A 22232-nucleotide genomic window follows, 5' to 3' on the forward strand; every position below is an offset into this window, starting at 1 on the left:
CATACGTCATTTCAAAATACCTTCGTGTTTTAATAACCACTCTTTCCTCCATAAACCACCCGCATATCCAACAAGCTTTCCACTCTTTCCTATTACACGGTGACATGGAACGATTATTGAAATTGGATTCCGACTATTTGCCCCTCCTATTGCCCGTACAGCTTTTGTATTTCCAACCTTCTCTGCAATATCTAAATATGAAGCACTTACGCCGTACGGAATAGTATAAAGAGCATCCCATACATTTTTTTGAAATGCGGTTCCCTCCGCAGACAGCGGGACCGTAAACTCTTTTCTTTTCCCTTTAAAATATTCATCTAACTCATTTATACATTGTTCTATCATTTCATTTTTATTCTCTTCTTGTCGTTCATCAACAAATATAACAGACGTAATGCCTTCTTGATTTGCTGTAATTTCTAGCAAACCTACTTCGCTTTCATAATAAGCCTGGTACATATGTCATCCTCCAATTCAGTTCATATTAGTCATTGTAACACGAATAAACAAAATTTTTCGTATAAGCGTTTTATTAGAGAAACAAAAAAGAGAATGGTAAAATATAAGAAAATTCAATCAAGGAGGCTATTTGATGAATTCCAAGCTTTTTTCACCTTATACAATTAAGAACGTTACACTAAAAAATCGTATCGTTATGTCGCCTATGTGTATGTATTCATCGGGGAATGAAGATGGCCGCGTTACGAATTTCCATCTCATTCATTATGGAACTCGCGCTGCTGGCCAAGTAGGTTTAGTTATGGTTGAAGCAACTGCCGTTTTAGCTGAAGGACGAATTTCTAACAAAGACTTAGGCATTTGGGATGACAACCTAATTGAAGGCTTACATAAAACGACTACTTTTATACATGATAACGGTGCAAAAGCTGCCATTCAACTCGCTCACGCCGGAAGAAAAGCTGAATTAGGTACGAATGCTTTCGCTCCTTCTGCAATTCCTTTTAGTGATACGATGAAAATACCAGTAGAAATGAATATACAGCAAATCAAAGAGACTATATTAGCTTTTCAGAGGGCCGCGTTACGTTCAAAACAAGCCGGATTTGATGTTATCGAACTACATGGCGCTCACGGTTACCTTATCAATGAATTCCTATCACCACTTACTAATAAACGAACGGATGAATACGGCGGCTCACCTGAAAACCGCTATCGCTTCTTACGCGAAATCATCGACTCTGTAAATAAAGTTTGGGACGGACCAATATTCGTTCGTATTTCAGCAAATGATTATCACCCTGACGGACTAACAGTTCAAGATTATGTTCAGTATACAAAGTGGATGAAAGAACAGGGAATAGATTTAATCGATTGTAGTTCTGGTGCAGTTGTACCAGCACATATTGATGTGTATCCTGGTTACCAAGTACAATACGCCAAACATATTAAAGAGTATACTAAGATTGCAACTGGTGCAGTTGGATTGATTACGACTGGATCTCAAGCAGAGCAAATTTTAAATGATAACGAAGCAGATTTAATTTTCATCGGACGTGAGTTACTTCGCAACCCGTACTTCCCGAGAATAGCAGCCAATGAACTTGGCTTTGAATTGCAAGAACCTCACCAATATAAGCGAGCACCAGGAAAAATTCATACGAATAAATAAAACCGAGAAGTCATTCTTCTCGGCTTTATTTATTCTATCGTTGTAATTTCATTTGAATTATAAGTATGGATACCCGATTCTTCTCGCAGCGCGGTTATATACATCCCTTTCGCCACATCTTTAGCTGAAATTGGTTTATACTTTTTGAAAGCCCCTTTAAAGATAAAAGGAATAATACGAGATAACTTTTCAGCCATTCGTTCACCGAAACGAAATTCTTGTCGATTTCCTACTAATAATGATGGTCTAAAAATGTGAATACCACCGATCACTAACTTTTGCAATTCTTCTTCCATTTTTCCTTTCACTTGTGAATAAAAGAAAAATGATTTAGGATTCGCTCCCATAGAAGACACAACAAGGAAATTTTGTACCCCTTGTTTTTCAGCTAAACAAGCAGCTCGTAACGTATATTCATAATCTACTTTTTTAAAATTTGCTTTTGTTTTTGCTTTTTTTATTGTTGTTCCTAAGCAACTAAAAACATCATCCACAGCAAAGAACTCTTTATATTCCTCTAATACCGAAAAATCAACTTGTTTCTGCTGTAACTTTTCATGTTGCCATTGCATTGGATCTCTTACAAAAATAGTAACCGAATCATAGTAATCTGATTCAAGTAATAGACGCGTTATCTCTTGTCCAACTAAACCACTTGCACCAAGTATTAACGCTGTTCGCTTATTCATATATGCATATACCTCTTATTTTACTTTTCTCTCCTTCAGTAAAATACAACCTTTAGGAGTTTCCTGATCTTATTTTACCACAAGTAAAACACTATGCGTACGCATAGTGTTTTACTTACTCTTTTTTCTCATCTCTCTCTTGTAATTTCGTTATTGTTGTAGCGTCCCCTAAATTACTTATTAATCTTCTTAAAAAAATTAATACAAAAGATAATGGCAATACTACCGCTAATATTAATAAAATAGCTTCCATTAAGTAACCCAAACGCTCACCCCCCTCTTTAACCTCCTTTTCAATATATGAAAACAGCGTTGTCACATATGCATGCATTTGCAAAAATAATACACTTATATTTGACAACTTTATAACAAAAACAAATCGGAATGATTATTATTTATTGCAACTTTATTAAAGATGTATTATACTAAGTTCGCAAACTAAAACGTAATTATTCCGTTTTGTATTAAAATGATATTTTTCTTCTATAATTGGGGAAAATATATCCGTAAAAAAGAAAAGAGGAGAACTTCATGCCTAAAAGATTGACTATATTTTCATTCTTACTTATTTTTACCTTAATTTTCGCTGGCTGCTCAAATAAAAAAGAAAGTAATGCCAAGAAAGATGGAAAGCTAACAGTTTATACAACGATTTTCCCACTTGCTGATTTCGCAAAGAAAATCGGTGGCGACTATGTAAATGTTGAAGCAATTTACCCACCTGGTGCAGATTCACATACATTTGAACCAAGTCAAAAACAAACAGTACAAGTTGCAAAAGCTAATTTATTCGTTTATAACGGCGCTGAATTAGAACCATTTGCTGAAAAAATGGAAAAAACATTACAAAAAGAAAATGTTAAAATTGTAAATGCATCTAAAGGTATTGAGCTTCGTGCTTCTACTGAAGAAGAGCATCATGATCATGGAGATGGCCATAAAGAAGATGAACATCATCACGATAAAGACCCGCATGTTTGGTTAGATCCTACTCTAGCAATGAAACAGGCGGAAAAAATTAAAAATGCACTTGTAGAATTACAACCTGAACATAAACAAGAATTCGAAAAAAACTTCGCCGCACTTCAAACTAAATTTACTGATTTAGACGATCAATTTAAGGCAGCTGTAGCGAACGCAAAAACGAAAGAAATTTTAGTTTCTCATGCTGCCTATGGTTACTGGGAACAACGATACGGCCTAAAACAAATTCCTATCGCTGGAATTTCAGCTTCTGATGAACCATCTCAAAAGCAGCTTGCTGACATTACAAAAACAGTAAAAGAACATAGTCTAAAATATATTTTATTCGAAACGTTCTCTACTCCAAAAGTAGCATCCGTAATTCAAAAAGAAACTGGTACAAAAGTTTTACGCTTAAATCACTTAGCTACTATTTCTGAAGATGATGCGAAAAATAATAAAGATTACTTCACTTTAATGGAAGAAAACGTAAACACATTGAAAGAAGCAACAAACTAATCCATTATATTTTCTAGGCAGCTGAATCTGGTATTCAGCTGCCTTTTTATGTATTTATCCTTGACTTGACCAAAATAACAAGTAAAATTATCCATATTAGCTTTAAAGCTATATTAATTTAGAAGGTGAGTTGGAATTATGAATCTTCACATTTGTGAAGTAACAGCAAAAAATTGGCGTTCAGTAGTTGCTTTAAACGTCACAAAAGATCAGCAACAATTTATTGAAAGTAACGCGTTTTCTTTAGCAGAATCATTATATGAAGGAAACGGAACGTCAGTAGGTTTATATGATGGAGAAACACTTGTAGGTTATGCAATGTATGGATGGTATTCAGTAAAACATAAAAGTGTATGGCTCGATCGCTTTATGATTGACCAACAATATCAAGGAAAAGGATACGCAAAACGTTTCCTTCGCTTACTCATTCAATTCTTACAAGAAAAATTTGAATGCAAAATAATTTACTTAAGTTTACATCCAGACAACAAACTTGCAATGGGACTGTATGAATCATTTGGTTTCCGCTTAAATGGTGATATTGATGATGAAGGTCCAGTTGTAGGTGTTGTAATGGAGTTACTAATAGACGAAAATACAAGCCTGTGAAAACAGGCTTTTTATTATACATTTATCAATTTTTAATTTCTTTCCCTTATTTAATTCTGTTTTGCAATCTAATAGAATGTTCATAAAAAATAAGCCTGCAATTTACGCAGACTTATTTCACACACTCCTGAAAATGTTCTTGGAACCACTCTTTATTAATATCTCTTCCGATGAAAACTACTTCACTTACTCGCTCTTCACCCTCTTGCCACTCTCTATCGTACGAAGCGGCAAATAAAGTATGTACACCTTGGAAAACGATACGTTTATCTACTCCATCTATCGATAAAATTCCTTTGTAACGATATAAATATTCCCCTAGCTCTTGAACGACAGCTGACATCCACTCATTAAGCTTTTGTAAATCCAGCGGACGTTCTTCACGTAATACAAATGATTTCACACCTTCTAAGTGATTATGTTCTTTATGAGGGTAAATTTGCAACGTATCTTTCGTTTTAAACGTTTGGATTTGTAATAAAGATGGTATATCTACCTCACAGTTAGTCGCCTCAATTAACTTTGCAGTCGGGTTAATTCCTTGAATTTCATGCAAGAGATTTTCTTTCTCACTCTCTTCAATTAAATCTAATTTATTTACTAAAACGACATCCGCAAACGCAATTTGCTCTTTTGCCTCTAATCCTTTTTCAAAATGTTTATGTATATGATAACTATCTACCACCGTTACAACACCGTTAATTTGGTATGCAGATTGAATGACTGGATCTAAAAAGAATGTTTGAATAATCGGCCCTGGATTTGCAAGTCCAGTCGTTTCAATTACTAAACCATCAAAATCCATTTTCCCTTCTGCTTTTACGTCCAGTAACTGTTTTAAAGCAACAAGTAAATCTTCACGTACAGTACAGCATAAACAGCCATTTGTCATTTCCATAATTTCTTCTTCTACATTCATAATCAACTGATTATCAATGCCAATTTGCCCTATTTCATTTACAATCACCGCTAATTTCTTACCGTGATTTTCTGATAAAATACGATTTAATAAAGTCGTTTTCCCTGATCCAAGAAAACCAGTTAATATTGTTACTGGAATCATTCCTTACATCTCCTTATAGCTATATGTTTCTACATTATAGCATATAGAAAAAATCATTTTTTTAGCAAAACATATTTATTGTATGTACGCCCCCCAAACTATATAATAATACGTAGTAAGAAAGCCTTTTCAAAATAATAATCATTCATCAAGGGGGTACTTATAATGGAACGAATTCAAATGAATGAAACGCTAGAATTCTCTCGTATTATTCAAGGATTTTGGCGTTTAGCAGAATGGAATATGACGAAACAAGAATTACTTTCTTTCATTGAAGATTGTATGGATATGGGAATTACTACTTTTGATCACGCTGACATTTACGGCGGATATACGTGTGAAGGGTTATTTGGCGAAGCTTTACAATTAAAGCCTTCCTTACGAGAAAACATGCAAATTATTACAAAGTGTGGAATCGCTCCCCCATCACCGAAATTTCCAGAGCGATATGTTGCTCACTACAATACTAGTGCAGAGCATATTATGCAAAGTGTAGAAGCATCACTTAAAAATTTACATACAAATTATATTGACGTATTACTTATTCATCGTCCCGATCCTTTTATGGATCCAAATGAAGTGGCAAAAGCATTTTCACAATTAAAACAAGAAGGAAAAGTTCGTCACTTCGGTGTATCTAACTTCTTACCTTCACAATTCAATATGTTAAGTTCGTACTTAGATTTCCCGCTTATTACGAACCAGATTGAAGTTTCTGCATTGCAGCTTGAGCATTTTGAAAAAGGGACAATTGATTTATGCCAAGAAAAACGAATCAATCCAATGATTTGGTCACCTCTTGCTGGTGGGGAAATCTTTACTGGTCAATCAGAACGCGCCGTACGTGTACGTGAAACTATGCAAAAAGTTGCTACTGAGCTAGGTGTTTCTAGTATCGATATGGTTATGTATGCTTGGTTACTTGCTCATCCAGCTAATATGATGCCAATCGTTGGCTCTGGTAAATTAGATCGCGTAAAAACGGCTGCTCTTGCTACAAACGTTAACTTAGACCGTCAACAATGGTTTACAATTTTCGAAAGCTCTAATGGGCATCCTGTACCATAATGCATAAAAAGAAGAGCTGTTTTCTTACAGCTCTTCTTTTTCATATGTATTTCTAGTCATGGCAAATACACACATATCCCTTAATCCGTTTCCATCTACCGCAACACTCGCACTTTCTAACGTACCTTCTAACTTAAAGCCTAATTTCTCAGGTATCGCTCTACTCTTCTTATTTAAAGAATCACAACGAATTTCTACACGGTTTGCTTTCAATTCAGAAAAAGCGTAATCCGTTATACCTTTCGCAGCCTCTACCATATAGCCTTTTCCGCTAAACCTTGTATCAATCCAATATCCGATTTCAAATTGAGGTATATCCCAATTAATACGATGTAATCCGGCTGAAGCAATAAATTCACCTGTTTCTTTCGAAAACACTAGTAATCTTAAATCCTCACGTTGCAAAAATTGAATATGTGATTTTCTAATACTTTCTTCTATTTCTTGCTCTGTGTGCTCTTTTTGTGCAAACACCATCCAAGGTTTTAGTTCTTGTATTGAAGCCTGAATTGCATCATATACAACTTTACCATCTCCTGGTTTCGGCATTCGAATAAAAAGCCTGTCAGTATAAAATTCAGAAGGAAAATCGAATAATAACGGATTCACTGTAAACACTCCCCATAATTCTTTTATATATAATAATATCCATCTCAAGTTATATAGTAAAGAATTTTCTGAATTGAAAACCTTTTACTCATTCACTTCCGCCGCTACACGAATTCCAGATTCAATCGCACCTTGAATCCATCCGTGATATAGCGTTGTATGATCTCCAGCGAAGAATATTCTCCCCTCTGGTTTGACAATCGCTGGTTGTAGCTCAGATTCTTGACCTGCTTGAAAAAGCGCAAATCCTCCAAGCGCATACGGATCCAATGTCCAGCTTTTTGATATTCCAGATATGAACTCATCATACACTTGACCACCTAATATTGTTGCTAAGTTGTGTAAGGCGTAATAAATACGATCGCCTTTTGATAAACCATCCCATAACAATGCATCGTAAGACCATGTATAGCTACCTAACATCATAGCAGGTCCTTTTTCTCCAATTCCATGACTTGGATAATAGGCATAACGAATTGGCAAATCTGTTATAATTCTGCCACCTAATTGCCCTTGTTCTTCCCAAAATCTGCTTTTAAATTGAATTCCTATTTTCGTCGCAGGCATGTAATGCAATTCACGAATTGCTTTCCATTTTTCATGAGATATAGAATCAAACGGATCTACTTCTACAAAACGCATTGTCGAAAACGGGATAGTAACAATAACTAAATCTCCTGTAATACTACTATATTCAAAAGTTTCCTCGTTCCGATAGAAAGCTGTCACACCATTATCGTGTTGATGTAACTTCATTAATTTTTGATTATATATAATATTTTCTTCTAATTGCGGTAAAAATGACTTTGGTAATCTATCATTCCCGCCCATAATTTCACAAAATCCGCTCTCCTCTTGCATAATGTATAGAAATCGTAAAGTCTCTACAAACGACCGCTCTAAAAAACCTTCTAAATCTAATAGAACACCGATCATCTCAATTGTTACTGGCGAAAAGTAAGTATTATACTGATAAGGATGATACTTTAAAAATTGTCCTGTGGAATATCTCCCAAAATCCTTCACTACAACATCCCAATTTTTCTCTGGATTTCTTTTAATAAAATTTATTATCGGCTGTACTGCTAATAACAATAGTTCTTCAGACGTTTTTCCCACTTCGTTCATTTCCACAGGATACCTTAAAATACTCGGATCCTTTTCATATTGTTTCAACGTCGTTTTCCGTCCATTTACATAAATAATATCCGTCTCATTCCTATTAATAAAAGGACTCACCTGTAGCCCAAATTTTCTTATATATGCCATCGTTAACCTATGTGTATACGGAATTCTCATTGCTCCCACATCTAAATATAATCCGGTATCTTCCATTCTAACTGTCTCTATACGGCCACCTACCCGGTTGTTTGCTTCAAAAATTTTCACATCATGTCCTGCAGCCTTTAATAAAGATGCTGAAACTAATCCAGCCATACCAGCTCCCACTACAATAATTTGTTTTGGACTTATCGTCTTCTTCAATCCTTTATCTATAACTTTTAACGCTTCATCCATTTCAGTGTTATACATTATATCTTTCTGCACAATTCCACCCCTTATTTCATCAAATGGACGTTAGTGGTTTAGTGCATTTTATTCATAGATCTCCATAAACATAACACCATTGCAATTTGAATATTCACTAAAAATACATAAGAGACAGATTTCATATTTCTTTATGCTTCGTATAATATAGCAACTGCAAAGAAGGAGTGGTTAAAAATGAAACATACTTATGACTACCATGCTACAAAAAAACATTTAGAATTAAAGAAACAAAACTTATGTAAAAAACTTAGCAATATGACACTATCTGCAAAAGAACGTGAACAGCTAAAACGTGAAATTGACAACTATGAATATATTTTAAATCTAGTCGAAATGAATCATTATGAACGCGGATTTTCTCATTAAAAGCGGAAATAAGATTATCCGCTTTTCATTTTGAGCATTTCACTACGCATTTTTCATAAGTAAATATATAATAGGATGTACATTAAGATTGAGAGGTATATTCTATGATTAAGTTAAGTGTATTAGACCAATCACCTATTTCAGATGGTAGCACAGCAGCCCAAGCTTTTTCACATACAGTTACGCTTGCACAAGAAGTTGAAAAACTCGGATTCACACGTTTTTGGGTATCCGAACATCATAATTCCGTAGGCTTAGCTGGTTCAAGTCCAGAAATACTTATTTCTCATATTGCCGCAAAAACGGACCATATTAGAGTCGGTTCAGGTGGTGTTATGTTACCGCATTATAGCCCATATAAAGTCGCTGAGAATTTCCGTGTTTTAGAAGCACTGTATCCAAATCGTATCGATCTCGGTGTTGGTAGAGCCCCTGGTGGTATGCCAATAGCAACTCGCGCACTTCAAGAAGGGAAAATGGTCTCACTTGATCAATATCCAGAACAAATTGCAGACGTTGCAATGTACATACATGATCAAGTACCAGAAAACCATCACTATGCAAACTTAAAAGCCACTCCAGTTATCCCAACATCTCCTGAAATGTGGATGCTCGGTTCTAGTGGAGAGAGCGCTAAAATTGCTGCAAACAACGGAGCTTCTTTCGCATTTGCACAATTTATTAATGGCTTTGGAGGCCCTGAAGTTATGAGGGCTTACCAAGAACAATATCAGCCCTCATTTTTAGGAGATAAACCAAAGTCAATCGTTGCTATTTTTGTTATTTGCGGAGAAACAAATGAAGAAGCAGAAAAAATTGCTTCTAGTTTAGATTTATCAATCTTATTATTAGAGCAAGGAAAACGAACTACTGGTACACCTTCTATTGAAACTGCTCAAAATTATTCATACAGCGCTTATGATTTATTCCGTATAAAAGAAAATCGTCAACGTATGATTGTTGGTGATCCGTCTTCTGTAAAAGAAAAAATAATAAACTTAAGCAAAGCATACAATACTGACGAATTTATGATTGTCACGATTACTCATCAATTCGAACATAAATTAAAGTCTTATCGCTTACTAGCAAATGCTTTTAATTTATAATTCTAAAAAGAGATGCATCACATATGATGCATCTCTTTTTCTTACTACTTATTGTTTTCATTTCCTATATATTCAATAGCTTCTTTTAATAGCTCATCAAAGTTAATAGGATAATTATGATCTAAGTCAGGCACAACTTTATACTTATGTTCTATATTCTTATCTCTTAATAGTTGCACAAATTGCTGCACGGATTCGAAACAATCTTCATCTTGATCCCCGCATACTATATATCCTTTTATATGTTTATCCTGCAGCACACTCAACAACTCATCCCATTCTTCAATCTTGGGAAGCCAGGGTGCCATAAAAACAAAACCATCTACATCTATATCTTTTTGTAAAATCGTATATAAAGCTACTCTTGCCCCTGCAGAAAAACCACCAATTATTACATTTTCTACTGTATGATTTTCTATAAACTTATTGTAATGCTCTTTTAATTCCCCTTTCCCTCTCTCTAGATCATCCCAAACAAATCCATCTGAAAACTGAATTTGTGAAGACTGTGGTAAAGCTAACGTGTAATCTTGTGTCAAAACTGATTTCCAATATGGCTCTACTATTTGAATATTTTCTTGGTCACCATGTAATGTAAGTAGTAGATTTCCCTCTTTCTTGCTGTATATATATTTCACGTCTGGTCTTTCCGTTTTATGTGCTAATCCTTCTCTTTCTTTACATAATTGAACCATTGTATGAAATTCTTCAAATTTATGTAGTGATTTTAAATCATCGTCCGAAATTAAATACTCATTTCCATACCAGAATCCCTTTTCTATAATGGCCTCTCTCATTAAATGTAATGCTTCTTTTTCAAGTCCCGATGCACTTGCGAGCGCATACTTAAAATTATATATTTGCGCCTCATTCCCTATTACACCTGTAGCATTTTCCATTATATAATTGTACGCTTCAAAACTTCCTTTATTTGCATAACAACGTAACGTTTCATTTAATAATTGAATGTAAGTCATACTATTTTTCATGTACCAATTCCCCCGAAACCTTTTATAATATTTTTTTGCGAATCTTTATACCACTTTGTATAACCTACGCTAACAATATCTTATTCTCAGAATGATGCTTAATAGTTACTCTTCCCTGTCCAATACATTTAGTATAAATGAAAATAGACTGAAAAATCAATATTTTAACAAACAAAAAAAGACAACAATATATGTATTGTTGTTTTCATTACATCTACCCGCTCTTTTGTTTTTTTCTATCTGGTTTACTTGAAACTAAATAATGTTTTTCTGAAATATATAAGTCTCTTTTTAAGCTACGATTTAAGTAAGGTCCTAGTTTCATTCCGCATATGAGGCGATCTTCGCTACCTTCAACAATTGGGAACATTTCTTTTTCTGTTACGTATTGATCTACTGCTTTTTGTACGACATCAATTTCTTTCACTAGGTTTAAATTTTCTGCTGTATGTTCAAATACCTCAAGCGTTTCCTTCGTTATGAGAAAATCATTTGTTGGAAATGCAGGTAAATACGGTTTTAACAAATCATAATTCACTGTATAATCGTCATTTACTAATACTGTATAAACAATATTAGCATTCGTTTCTAAAAACTGAGCCATCGCTTGTTCTAATTCATCTTTCGTAATTTCCCGCTCTTCTTTTCCAGTTCTGAAAAAGCGAAACATCGCATCGCCTCCTTTTTACTATATTATAGCATAAAAGAAAACTGAAAAATCATAAAAAAACCCATTGAAATAATTTTTCAATGGGTTTCTATATATTTATCGTTATTTTAAGAATGCACTTAGCATCCATACATGTTGTTCTAATGTTGTATGAATTGCTAACAACATGTCAGCTGATGTTTCATCGCCAGCTTCGCCCGCAACTTCCATACCTTCTTTTAATTCTTGAATAAGTGCAGAATAATCATTCACTAATGTTTGCACCATTTCTTCTGCAGATTCTTTGCTTGTCCCTTCGCTGACACTAGATGTTGCGAGATATTCTTTCATTGTCGCTAATGGTTTACCTTCTAAAGCTAAAATACGTTCTGCTAACTCATCAATATACGTTCCAGCTTCATTATAAAACTCTTCAAATTTCTCATGTAATGTAAAGAAGTGTGGCCCTGTCACATACCAGTGATAATTATGTAGTTTCACATATAACACATTCCAGTTTGCTACCTGCTTGTTTAATACTTCAACAACATTTGTTTTCGTACTCATACAACCCACTCCTCTTATCATTTTGTAATGTTTATCTTTTAATAACCTAATTACATTTTACCATACATTCCCTTTCCTTTCGAACAATCGGCTTATATGTAACAAAGTTTTAACACCTTTAATACTTCCCTAATATCATTTAATTCATGTATTTTTTCAAACACTTCATACGTCTAATTGTCCAAGCTCATACATATGCATAATAGTACATCAAGCTCATCATAGTAGAAAGAGGGATAACATGGACAATCAACAATGGCAAGTAGCAAAGAAAGTAGCTGCTACTTATATCGGAACTGTCGTTGGAGCTGGATTTGCTACTGGACGAGAAATTGTTGAATTTTTCACAGTGAATGGATTATATGGGACAATTGGCATATGTGTAAGTGGATTTTTTTTTATTTGGCTCGGCACAAAGATGATGTTACTTTCATCGCAAATTGGGGCATTTTCAGCGCAAGAATTTAACAAATATTTATTTGGGGATGTATTTGGGAATGTTGTAAACACATTATTATTACTCGTTTTATTCGGCGTAACGAGCGTTATGTTATCAGGGGCTGGTGCAGTATTTGAAGAGCAACTTCGCTTACCAAGACAACTCGGTATTCTCATTACAGTTATCGCTTGTCTCATTATAAGTAGCCGCGGATTACAAGGTGTTTTTGAAGTAAATACACTTGTCGTACCTATTATGATGATTTTTATTATCGGACTTGCTATTACAACCTTTTTTCACGGTACACCTTCCATTAATAACACTATTCCTGCAGAGAGTTGGAATATGAAATGGATTACTAGCCCTATTACATATGTCGCCTTAAATCTTTCTCTCGCCCAAAGTGTTCTCGTCCCATTAGCCAGTGAAGTTAAGGATCGAAAAGCCATTTTTTGGGGTGGGATTTTAGGGGGTGCTGGACTTTCTTTAATTTTATTATGCAGCCATTTAGCAATCTTATCAGTCGATCAATTTTATCAATATAACATCCCAATGGCTGAAGTCATAAGAAGATTTAATGCAACTTTTCACTTCTTCTTCGTTCTCATTATTTTCGGTGAAGTTTTCACAACTTTAGTTGGTAATGTGTTCGGAATGACAAAACAGATGCAATCTATTACTGGGTGGAAAAATAACAATATTATTTTCTTTATTTTACTAATTAGTTATTGCTTTAGTTACATCGGTTACAGTGACTTACTTCACATTCTATATCCTATCATCGGATGGGTAAGTATTGTTATACTTCCAATCATTGCATTTAAACAACTTCAAAAAACATAAAAAAGCATCCATGTTATTGGATGCTTTTTTATGTTCATTCACAATCATCACATACTTCCCAGTACGGCCCCATTTCTAATGCTAAATATGGCTTTAATTGCAACCGAATCATTCGACTAGGCATGCGCTCTAAAACAAATTGAATACCCTCTTCATCTTCGTCTAATTCAACTTTTGAAATCGCAATTCTTTGCATAGTCGTAATGGGAATTCCATCTTTATATAAAGTGATTTTCACCTCATCGTATTCATTAAAATACAATTCGACACTCATTTGATTTTTCAGAATTTCACCAACAATTTTATATGTATCATTTTGTTCTTGGATTATATATTTCCATCCGCCTCTATCTTCTTTCGGAGCTGTTTGAAATAATGTCTCCAAATCCTCGTATAGCATAAGATAACCCCTCTCTTACTAAAAACGATGAGTATTTTATATACCCTTTATCTCTATCACTATCCATAGCTATTGTACCATATATCACCGTTCTTACCGTATTCATTTGCTTCATACATACTTATAAAACAACTAATTCTATCTCCATTATTATGTATATTACCTCATTACTCCATACTCTCTTACAAGTTCAAATAACATCAGACTTTAATCAATGCAAATATTCTCTACTGTCCGCTTTTATTAGCTTACAGCATTCACACTTTTACATATAGTAAGACTAACACAAATAAAAAAGGAGAGTGACTTATACCACTCCCCTTAAAAGAACTTCCCTATAGCTGCTAAAACTAATACGATTATTAAAATTGCGAATAATAATGAGACAATGAAACTAAAAATAGGTAACGCTTTCTTTTCATTCTTCTTAAATAGTAACTTTAAACTAAGAAAAATATTTACTGGCACAAGTATAAAATAAAAATATTTAACAATTTGCACCGAGCTATTCGAAAGTGTTTTTAATATAAACACTTCAATTAGAAAAACAATAAAAAATGAAATACTTAGCCAAAATGAAACGTAACTAAGCCAAGAATGTCTTTTTGTCCCCCAGTACACTCCCATAATACTCTCCTTTTATTTGTATTCTATAGGTTAACAATTATACACAAAGCTAACAAATACCTCTATTTTTCGACAAATATTATGCAAAATACCATTTTAAACGTCATGAGAGGACTCTACATCCCACATTTAAATTTACATAATAAAACAGACTCTCCCAATACATACTTCTATTTTAGGGACAGCCTGTTCTCTGTTAAACTTTAAATCTGTCAATTAGTCCTTGTAACTCTTCAGCCATTTGAGATAACGTGCCCGCTGCGGATCCAATTTCCTCCATCGAAGCTAGCTGTTCTTCAGCTGAAGCCGCAACATTTTGTGTGCTTGTTGCATTATTTTGTGCTGTCATTGCAATTTGTCCTACCGAAATAGATACTTCATTTGCCCCTTTTGACATTCCATTAGCCGTTTCAACCATCGTCTTAATTTGATTAGCTATTTCATTTGTAGATTGTAAAATTTCAGCAAAGTTTTGCTTCGTTTCATTTGCGATAACAAGTCCAGATTGAACTTCCTCATTTACATGATTCATAGATTTGACTGTCTTACCCATATCATCTTGTATTTCACATATTAATTTACTAATTTCACTAGAAGATACGCTAGACTGCTCTGCCAATTTACGTACTTCATCTGCAACAATCGCAAAACCTCTTCCATGCTCACCGGCTCTTGCAGCTTCAATCGCCGCATTTAGAGCTAGAAGGTTTGTTTGATCTGCAATATTTTGAATTACTTCTAAAATATCACCAATTTGTTTTGATTTATTATTTAGTAATTGTATAACTGCATCTGATTGTGACACAGATTCTGCAATAGACTGCATCTGGTTTACTGTTCTTCCTACTAGTTTCCCACCATCTTCTGCTTTTTCACGAGTATGTGCGGAAGCCGTATTAATAGATGATGAACTATTTGCTACATGCTGAATTCCTTCCGTTACATCAAATAGCAACATAGCACCATTTTCTACGCTTGTTGTTTGCGTCGTTGCCCCACTTGATATTTCATCCATTGCGATTGTAATTTGCTCAGTCGCTTCACTTGCTTGCCTTACACTTGCAGTTAGCTCTTCTGATGCCGCTGCAACATGCCCAGCTGAATCGTTAATTCTTCCGATTAACGTCCGTAACGAATTCGTCATCTCATTAAAGCCTTTAGCAAGTTGGCCGATTTCATCATTAGAATGAATTTCAATTGTTTGCGTTAAATCCCCTTCACTTATTTCTTTAGAGGTAACAACTAATCTCTTTAAAGGCTTCGTAATTGAAAGTGTTACAAAATAAATAAGTGCTCCACCTATTACTAATGAGATAAGCATAACAATTAACATATTATAAAATACAGGTTGAGCAGCTTCAATTACTTCACTTGAGTACATAGTCCCACCAATTTTCCAACCTGTTTTTACATTTGTAGCAAATACCATATTCTTTTCACTACCACCATAAGAATATGAAAAAGCACCGTGATTATCTTCATAAATTTTCTTTGCCCAAGAATCAGCCGCTTTTTCTCCTGATTTTTCTTGTGGATGAGCAATTATTTTTTGCTTTCCATCTAAAATGAAGGCATATCCTTTTTTACCAATATTAATTAACTTTGATGTTTTTAATAAATTATCTAAACTTAAATCTAGCGCAACAACCCCATTTTTATCTTCTGTTTGTTTTGCGATTGTTACGACAATATGTCCATTTCCTTTTGCCTTATACGGCTCAGTAACAACAATACCACCTTGTTTTGCCACTGCATCTTTATACCAAGGTCGTGCTGTTGGATCATAATCTGCTGCCATTTGTATATTTGGTTCTTGCACAAATTTTTTATCATTTCCGGCAACATATACTTGTTCAACATCTTTATTTAAATTTATATATTGAGATAATATTTTTCTTAATTCATCCTGATTATCTCCTTGATACATATTCCCCTGAATCACCCGTGCAAAATTATTCACATCATTAAATTTTGCATCAATCATTTGATTGATTAAATTATCCAGTATTTTTATATTGTCGTTGGCACTACTCTTAATTTGTGATTCAAAATTCTTTTTGGCTGTTTGATAAGACATGCCTCCGATAATAGACACAGCCGCAATTAAAATTACAAAGAATGAAATTAATAGCTTTTTTGCTACTTTCATATCACGAAACAAATTTAATAGTTTACCCATTATGAACCTCCTAATTTTCAAATTTAAAAGTTAAATTGAGTTAATTATTAATATTTCCCAATCCCTAATTATTATTTTCATAACCTATTATGATGAATACTTTGTAAAGTTTAAACAATTAATTTCTCTTTGTCTATATATATAAATAATATTATTATAAAATTTACAAATAGAAAAAACCAAAGGGCACCCTTTGGTTTTTACATTTTTTTATGTTGTTTAGAAAGCTTTTTCCACTTATCACGCTCTGCTCTGGCAAGGATTGCATCTTGTCTTCTCATAAAATACGCCAGTTCTCTTTGTAATTTTTTATAGCTTTTCAAACGATCTATCGTAATAAGTCCGTTATCAATTGCACTATGCACCGCGCATCCTGGTTCATTCTCATGCTTACAATCACGAAAACGGCATGTTGTCGCGAGTTTTTCAATATCAGAGAATGTTGTTTGAATCGCTTCGCTTCCTTCCCAAAGTTGCAATTCCCTCATGCCGGGAGTATCAATAACTAAACTACCACTCGGTAATCGGAACAATTCACGATGAGTTGTCGTATGTCTTCCTTTACTATCTTCCTCACGAATATCTCCCGTTTTTGCTACTTCAATTCCTATAAGTGCATTTAACAAAGTGGATTTCCCAACACCGGATGATCCGACTAAAGCAATTGTTTTCCCTGAAGAAACAAATTGCTGCAACGATTCAATACCAGTATGCTCTAAACTATCAACGACGAAGATTGGAACACCAATTGCCACAGCTTCCGTTTCAACAATTTTCTGTTCCATGTCCTCACATAAACTACTCTTTGTTAAAACAATTACAGGCATTGCACCGCTTTCATACGCTAAAAGTAAATAACGTTCCATTCTTCTTACATTAAAATCATGGTTAAGTGCATTCACTAAAAATAGATAATCTACATTCGCTGCTATTACTTGTTCTTCCGTTCGAGTACCAGCCTCTTGTCTAGAAAAAGAGCTTCTTCTCGGAAAAATACTATGAATGATAGCTTTCTTTTCATTCTCTATTTTCTTTATATACACCCAATCACCAACAGCTGGATAATCTCCCTTCGTTACTGCTTCATGCCGAAACTTCCCAGACAGTTCTGCCATATATTCACCATCGTTACAAATAATGCGATATATATGCTTATGCTCAAGTAAAATACGACCTACTTCAAATTTCTCTACAGCTTGTTCCTCAAAAAAAGAATCCCAGCCATACGATTCTAAAATATTTTGATTCAAATTGATATCCTCCCTAGTTTTAGCTAAGTGGAAGGATAGTGCGCTCACTTATATCGTTTCGCCCTTTCCATCCACCTTTGTATTTGGTTTATTATTCATATAAGTTATTTTCGCCATAACACATCACCCCGTTCTTATTTTAATTACTCTCATTATATGGAATTCTCCTATAAAAAGCTACATCATTTAACGTAATTTTCAAATAACTTGTTTTTGAGCATTCTAATTTGTCCTCAGTGACTAATTTCATCTTCTAGCACATGAAACCAAAGATAGTGCTGGTTATATACTACACCGTTAGGCCACTTTCTTTCTGACATGAGCCACTCATCACCTTGTTCACTTAAATACTTCAGAGATTCTTCTCGAACACTTTGTAGAAGTTGTACATAATACTGTATTTCATGACCACGGATTGCTCTACCCGCTTCCCCTAAATACAGTGCATCTTCCCATATTTCTAATTCTTCTTTTGTAAAGTCACGATCTTGAAATGAAATAAGCTGATGAACTTTTTCAATAGCTGCTATATGTTTTAATAAGGCACCAATTGAATTCCCGCTACTCTGCATAATTAAATCTAATTGCTCAACTGATAAATTTCTTACTTCGCCTAATGTTACAGCTCTCGTATGCTCAAGCATGCTTACTAATTCCCCTATTTTTTTTGTATAACCATCTACACTTCTTATTCGATAATCTATATTCATATCACGCACCCCTTTCTGCATTCATATTATTGTAAAAATGATTCATATAATAGACTGAAATCTATCGGAATTTTCTGTTATAATTAAATTGAATACAAAATATACCCAAACAAACTTTCTCAATATGCTTATATGAAATATTAAAAGGAATCAATATAAAATAATCGAATCTTATTCACTAAAAGGAGTGGATTCGATGGAAATGTATCAATGGCTAACCGCTGTTCTCGTTGGTGGCATTACTGGCTTCGTTTCCCATCTAATCAATAACCAAGGTAAGTTATTGCTTCCACGCCGTTTGAAAACATTTTTTCATTTTGGATTTTTAACTGATATTTTTACCGGTAGCCTAGCCGCACTTCTCGGACTCGTTTTATTCGATGTCACCGCAATAAAAGAAATTATAAAAGTATCCATTGTAACTGCTATTTCCGGTCAAACTTTCTTACTACATCAAGCTCTTGGTGGCGAACAGGCTAAAAATACGCAAATTGGGAAAGCTGATGAGAAGATTCAAGAAATTGACAAATTATTGCGACGTTAGTGTATACTTTCTTTTAAAATTATTGTTATAATGAGAAATAAATATTTTCTATTGCGTCGTTTGTCAGGAGAAAGGGTGTTTCGTATGACAAAAAAGAAAATAGAAGATTTCTTAACAAACTCCGAAAAAGAGGAACTGCTAGAAAACTATAAATGTTTACGAGAAGCCCGCACAAAAAGCGAAGCTAACTATTTTGGTGAAGCAGTGAACCATCTATTAAATAAAGCAAAACAACGAATTATTAAAGATGCAGGTATACATGATGAAAATGCAGCAACTGTTCAATCAAAAAGAAAAGCACTGTTTTAGTTACATTAGCTAAAACAGTGCTTTTTGTTACAATATTTTTCACATTACTTTCACATCTATTTCACAAATATAAGTACTTCTATATGTTAAACTAGGTATATCCTTTTCCGAGGAGCTATATGCCGATATATAAATCCCTATCACCATAGGGATTTTTTATTTTCCCATAATTTTATTACAATTCTTTTTCAATAATATAGCTGAACAACGAATTATTAAAGATGCAGGTATACATAATGAAAATGCAGCAACTATGCAATCAAAAAGAAAAGTACCTTTTAGACTTAACCCAAAAAGTGCTTTTTGATTTACTAAAACTTTATGATGCAATTCCTTTTTCATTATCTTTATTAATGTTTTCACTTTTTCTAAACAGAAATAAAGCTAAAACATATAATAACGCAGTAAAGCTACCTACTAATATAAAATTATGAGATGTTGCAAATAACATTCCTGCTATTGCCGCACCAATCATTTGGCCAATGTACATCGAGGCATTTGCAAGAGCAGCACCTGTTCCTCTTGCTATAGTAGACATGTTTTGTAAGTGTCCCATCATTAATACAAACAAAATTCCTGTCACAAAAAATAAAACAAAGAAAAATAATTCAACAAATATAATACTCTTTAAATAAGGGAGTATTACATATAACACTGCTGTAAATACAATTCCACCATAGAAAGAAAAATTGTAACCAATTTTATTTACGAGTCTAGGGCCCAAAATATTACCAGCTAAATTTCCTAATCCTAGTACAAGCATAGCCGTACCTACTTCATGAACCTGTAACCCAAATTGAACGAAAAGCCATACACCAAAGAATGAAAATGCAGCAAAATTTCCGGTTTGAAAAATAAAGTAGGCCAAATAGGAAAGTGAAACCTTTGAATCTGTAAGTAATTGTTTATAACGCTTTAAGATAGATTTTTTATTTCCACTTATATAAACCGGTTGTATTTCTGGTAATACAACATAAATAAGAATGACAAGTAGTGCTGATAATATACCAATGAAGTAGAATGGCATCGTATAATGTATCGTTGCTAAATAAGCTCCCATTGGCAGCCCTAAAATTTGAGAGATTGATAACCCTGCTGTTGCAACCCCAATTGCTTTCACAATTTGCTTTTTCTCTATAAGGAGCGGAATGGATGCCCACACTTGTGGAGATACAAAAGCTGCACTTACACCTGCTAAAAATCTAAATGTTAGCATCCATAAAAAACTCGGTGCAATTCCACACAAAAACGTACTTATTGCAAAAAAACTCATACCTAGTACCATCACTTTTTTTCTGTTTAATCCATCTGATATAGGACCAGCAATAAGCGCAAATCCAGCATACCCTAAAGCATACGAACTCACCATCCATCCTGACAACTCGGTTGAAACATGATACACCTGTTGTAATGTCGGCAACAGTGGTGAAATTAAGAAAGTATCTGTACCGATCATAAACATTATCGTGAAAAATACAGCTAGTACTCTATTCATTTAGACCTTCTCCTTATATAAACAGAGGGTACTATCCCTCTGCTTCACTAATCTTCTAAAATAGATTGGATTTCTTTCATGACTCTTTTATTCAATGCAACGTCTACCGCTTTCACACTTTCTCTTATTTGCTCTGCCCGCTTTCCACCAGGTATAACTGTATCAATTCCTTCTTTATTTAATAACCATGCTAACGCTAAATGAGACACTTCAATATCATTTTCTTTAGCTAGCCCTTTTAACTTTTCCACTTTCTTAAAATTACTCTTATATGTATTTTCTTCAAATAGATTTACATTTTGGCGCCAATCGACTTCGTTCAATTTAAAATCTTCTGTATATTTTCCGCCTAATATTCCAAAAGCAAGAGGCCCATATGGAATAAATGAAATACCCGCTTCTATACAATACGGCAACAGTTCTTCCTCAGCCGTACGTTCTAACATATTGTACGGAGATTGTACAACATCTATATGACCATGTTGGTTCGCTTCTTTTAATTGTTCTATGTTTACGTTCGATATTCCAATTGAACGAATTTTCCCTTCTTCTTTTAAACGAGTAAGCTCTCCGATTGAATCTATGTAACTTGTTTCAGAATTTGTAAAATGCAAATAATATAAATCAATATAATCAGTCTGTAACCTTCTTAAGCTATTCTCCACAGCATTTCTTAAATAACTTGGTTCATTGTTAATATAAGTTTCTCCATTTAATAACGGTTGAATTCCACCTTTTGTAGCAAGTATAAGCTTATGGCGTTTTCCCTTTAATACTTCTCCTACCATTTCCTCAGATCTACCGACACCATATGAATCTGCTGTATCAAAAAATGTAATCCCTTGCTGAATAGCTTCTTCTACTAATTGCTTTCCTTCTTCTTCATTCACATCAGCATATAAATTATGTCCCCCTACTGCATTTGTACCTAAACCCAACTTTGAAATATTTAATCCTGCCTTTTGCAATTTTGTATACTTCATTTTTTCTCCCCCTATATTTCTATTGTTCGAATATATTCGAACAATAGAAATATACCACTTTATATGTTATAGTGC

Annotated in this window: 25 protein-coding genes; 9 read left to right on the plus strand and 16 right to left on the minus strand. The window is 34.1% G+C overall.

All coding sequences use genetic code 11. The features are described 5' to 3' along the window. Window positions 1–6: 6 nt before the first annotated feature. Window positions 7–459 (minus strand): methylated-DNA--[protein]-cysteine S-methyltransferase, encoded by a 453-nt coding sequence (locus ACLBXA_RS20475; protein WP_000283913.1) that lies wholly within the window; start codon window positions 457–459, stop codon window positions 7–9. A gap of 133 nt (window positions 460–592) precedes the next feature. Between ACLBXA_RS20475 and namA the strand changes: the two genes are divergently transcribed. Continuing rightward, on the plus strand, window positions 593–1630 hold the full coding sequence (namA, locus tag ACLBXA_RS20480; RefSeq protein WP_001086172.1) for an NADPH dehydrogenase NamA: 1038 nt from the start codon (window positions 593–595) through the stop codon (window positions 1628–1630). 29 nt (window positions 1631–1659) lie between these two features. Here namA and ACLBXA_RS20485 read toward each other — a convergent pair whose 3' ends face one another. Both ACLBXA_RS20485 and ACLBXA_RS20490 read right to left on the minus strand, forming a co-directional pair. Continuing rightward, window positions 1660–2319: an oxidoreductase gene (locus tag ACLBXA_RS20485; protein WP_001042730.1), complete on the minus strand. Its 660-nt coding sequence runs from the start codon at window positions 2317–2319 to the stop codon at window positions 1660–1662. Between the two features lie 115 nt (window positions 2320–2434). After that, on the minus strand, window positions 2435–2584 hold the full coding sequence (locus tag ACLBXA_RS20490; protein ID WP_000540932.1) for a hypothetical protein: 150 nt from the start codon (window positions 2582–2584) through the stop codon (window positions 2435–2437). A 266-nt stretch (window positions 2585–2850) separates the two neighbouring features. On the opposite strand from ACLBXA_RS20490, the gene ACLBXA_RS20495 reads away from it, so the two are divergent. Further along, the gene (locus ACLBXA_RS20495) at window positions 2851–3801 is read left to right on the plus strand and encodes a metal ABC transporter substrate-binding protein (RefSeq protein WP_001126157.1); all 951 of its coding nucleotides are present in this window, start codon (window positions 2851–2853) and stop codon (window positions 3799–3801) included. Window positions 3802–3939: 138 nt separating this feature from the next. Further along, entirely contained in the window at window positions 3940–4410 is a 471-nt protein-coding gene (locus ACLBXA_RS20500) for a GNAT family N-acetyltransferase (protein WP_001048684.1), read from the plus strand. 112 nt (window positions 4411–4522) lie between these two features. Here the strand turns inward: ACLBXA_RS20500 and ACLBXA_RS20505 are convergent, their stop codons facing one another. Next, a complete protein-coding gene (locus tag ACLBXA_RS20505) occupies window positions 4523–5473 on the minus strand; it encodes a CobW family GTP-binding protein (protein ID WP_000613427.1) in 951 nt (316 codons plus the stop codon). A gap of 165 nt (window positions 5474–5638) precedes the next feature. Between ACLBXA_RS20505 and ACLBXA_RS20510 the strand changes: the two genes are divergently transcribed. After that, complete coding sequence (locus ACLBXA_RS20510; RefSeq protein WP_086398523.1) at window positions 5639–6541, plus strand: aldo/keto reductase; 903 nt, start codon at window positions 5639–5641, stop codon at window positions 6539–6541. Between the two features lie 24 nt (window positions 6542–6565). On the opposite strand, the gene ACLBXA_RS20515 is transcribed toward ACLBXA_RS20510, so the two are convergent. After that, a complete protein-coding gene (locus ACLBXA_RS20515; protein WP_086398522.1) occupies window positions 6566–7150 on the minus strand; it encodes a GNAT family N-acetyltransferase in 585 nt (194 codons plus the stop codon). Between the two features lie 84 nt (window positions 7151–7234). Next, window positions 7235–8698, minus strand: a complete 1464-nt coding sequence (locus ACLBXA_RS20520) for a flavin monoamine oxidase family protein (RefSeq protein WP_016077833.1) — start codon at window positions 8696–8698, stop codon at window positions 7235–7237. Window positions 8699–8875: 177 nt separating this feature from the next. Here ACLBXA_RS20520 and ACLBXA_RS20525 point away from each other — a divergent pair, with 177 nt between their 5' ends. Next, a complete protein-coding gene (locus ACLBXA_RS20525) occupies window positions 8876–9067 on the plus strand; it encodes a DUF3896 domain-containing protein (protein WP_000683363.1) in 192 nt (63 codons plus the stop codon). A gap of 104 nt (window positions 9068–9171) precedes the next feature. Continuing rightward, window positions 9172–10173 (plus strand): LLM class flavin-dependent oxidoreductase, encoded by a 1002-nt coding sequence (locus tag ACLBXA_RS20530; RefSeq protein ID WP_000594036.1) that lies wholly within the window; start codon window positions 9172–9174, stop codon window positions 10171–10173. Between the two features lie 44 nt (window positions 10174–10217). Here the strand turns inward: ACLBXA_RS20530 and ACLBXA_RS20535 are convergent, their stop codons facing one another. The 3 genes from ACLBXA_RS20535 to ACLBXA_RS20545 form a co-directional block, all read right to left on the minus strand. Beyond that, window positions 10218–11162 carry an alpha/beta hydrolase gene (locus ACLBXA_RS20535; RefSeq protein WP_000798311.1) on the minus strand — a complete coding sequence of 315 codons (945 nt, stop codon included), beginning with the start codon at window positions 11160–11162 and terminating at the stop codon, window positions 10218–10220. 214 nt (window positions 11163–11376) lie between these two features. Beyond that, on the minus strand, window positions 11377–11832 hold the full coding sequence (locus tag ACLBXA_RS20540) for a DUF3939 domain-containing protein (protein ID WP_000488205.1): 456 nt from the start codon (window positions 11830–11832) through the stop codon (window positions 11377–11379). 102 nt (window positions 11833–11934) lie between these two features. Beyond that, window positions 11935–12378: a Dps family protein gene (locus tag ACLBXA_RS20545; protein WP_000105199.1), complete on the minus strand. Its 444-nt coding sequence runs from the start codon at window positions 12376–12378 to the stop codon at window positions 11935–11937. 241 nt (window positions 12379–12619) lie between these two features. On the opposite strand from ACLBXA_RS20545, the gene ACLBXA_RS20550 reads away from it, so the two are divergent. Further along, complete coding sequence (locus ACLBXA_RS20550) at window positions 12620–13660, plus strand: YkvI family membrane protein (RefSeq protein WP_000370209.1); 1041 nt, start codon at window positions 12620–12622, stop codon at window positions 13658–13660. Window positions 13661–13694: 34 nt separating this feature from the next. Here ACLBXA_RS20550 and ACLBXA_RS20555 read toward each other — a convergent pair whose 3' ends face one another. The 5 genes from ACLBXA_RS20555 to ACLBXA_RS20575 all read right to left on the minus strand — a co-directional run bounded on the left by ACLBXA_RS20555 (window position 13695) and on the right by ACLBXA_RS20575 (window position 18826). Next, a complete protein-coding gene (locus ACLBXA_RS20555) occupies window positions 13695–14060 on the minus strand; it encodes a DUF3979 family protein (protein WP_000965066.1) in 366 nt (121 codons plus the stop codon). Window positions 14061–14381: 321 nt separating this feature from the next. Then, the gene (locus ACLBXA_RS20560; protein WP_000539571.1) at window positions 14382–14687 is read right to left on the minus strand and encodes a hypothetical protein; all 306 of its coding nucleotides are present in this window, start codon (window positions 14685–14687) and stop codon (window positions 14382–14384) included. 196 nt (window positions 14688–14883) lie between these two features. Then, window positions 14884–16866 (minus strand): HAMP domain-containing methyl-accepting chemotaxis protein, encoded by a 1983-nt coding sequence (locus tag ACLBXA_RS20565; protein ID WP_000517283.1) that lies wholly within the window; start codon window positions 16864–16866, stop codon window positions 14884–14886. A gap of 200 nt (window positions 16867–17066) precedes the next feature. Further along, window positions 17067–18116, minus strand: a complete 1050-nt coding sequence (gene rsgA / locus ACLBXA_RS20570; RefSeq protein WP_001073085.1) for a ribosome small subunit-dependent GTPase A — start codon at window positions 18114–18116, stop codon at window positions 17067–17069. 233 nt (window positions 18117–18349) lie between these two features. Then, window positions 18350–18826 (minus strand): mycothiol transferase, encoded by a 477-nt coding sequence (locus tag ACLBXA_RS20575; protein ID WP_001018103.1) that lies wholly within the window; start codon window positions 18824–18826, stop codon window positions 18350–18352. 196 nt (window positions 18827–19022) lie between these two features. Between ACLBXA_RS20575 and ACLBXA_RS20580 the strand changes: the two genes are divergently transcribed. Next, window positions 19023–19370, plus strand: a complete 348-nt coding sequence (locus ACLBXA_RS20580) for a DUF4257 domain-containing protein (RefSeq protein ID WP_000426317.1) — start codon at window positions 19023–19025, stop codon at window positions 19368–19370. Between the two features lie 84 nt (window positions 19371–19454). Then, complete coding sequence (locus ACLBXA_RS20585) at window positions 19455–19679, plus strand: hypothetical protein (protein WP_000162602.1); 225 nt, start codon at window positions 19455–19457, stop codon at window positions 19677–19679. Between the two features lie 319 nt (window positions 19680–19998). Here ACLBXA_RS20585 and ACLBXA_RS20590 read toward each other — a convergent pair whose 3' ends face one another. Next, a complete protein-coding gene (locus ACLBXA_RS20590; RefSeq protein ID WP_447617429.1) occupies window positions 19999–21174 on the minus strand; it encodes an MFS transporter in 1176 nt (391 codons plus the stop codon). Window positions 21175–21221: 47 nt separating this feature from the next. Further along, window positions 21222–22157, minus strand: coding sequence for an aldo/keto reductase (locus ACLBXA_RS20595; RefSeq protein WP_000877950.1), 936 nt, complete (start codon window positions 22155–22157; stop codon window positions 21222–21224). Window positions 22158–22232 lie beyond the last annotated feature (75 nt).

This window comes from Bacillus sp. D48C (genome assembly GCF_053345735.1).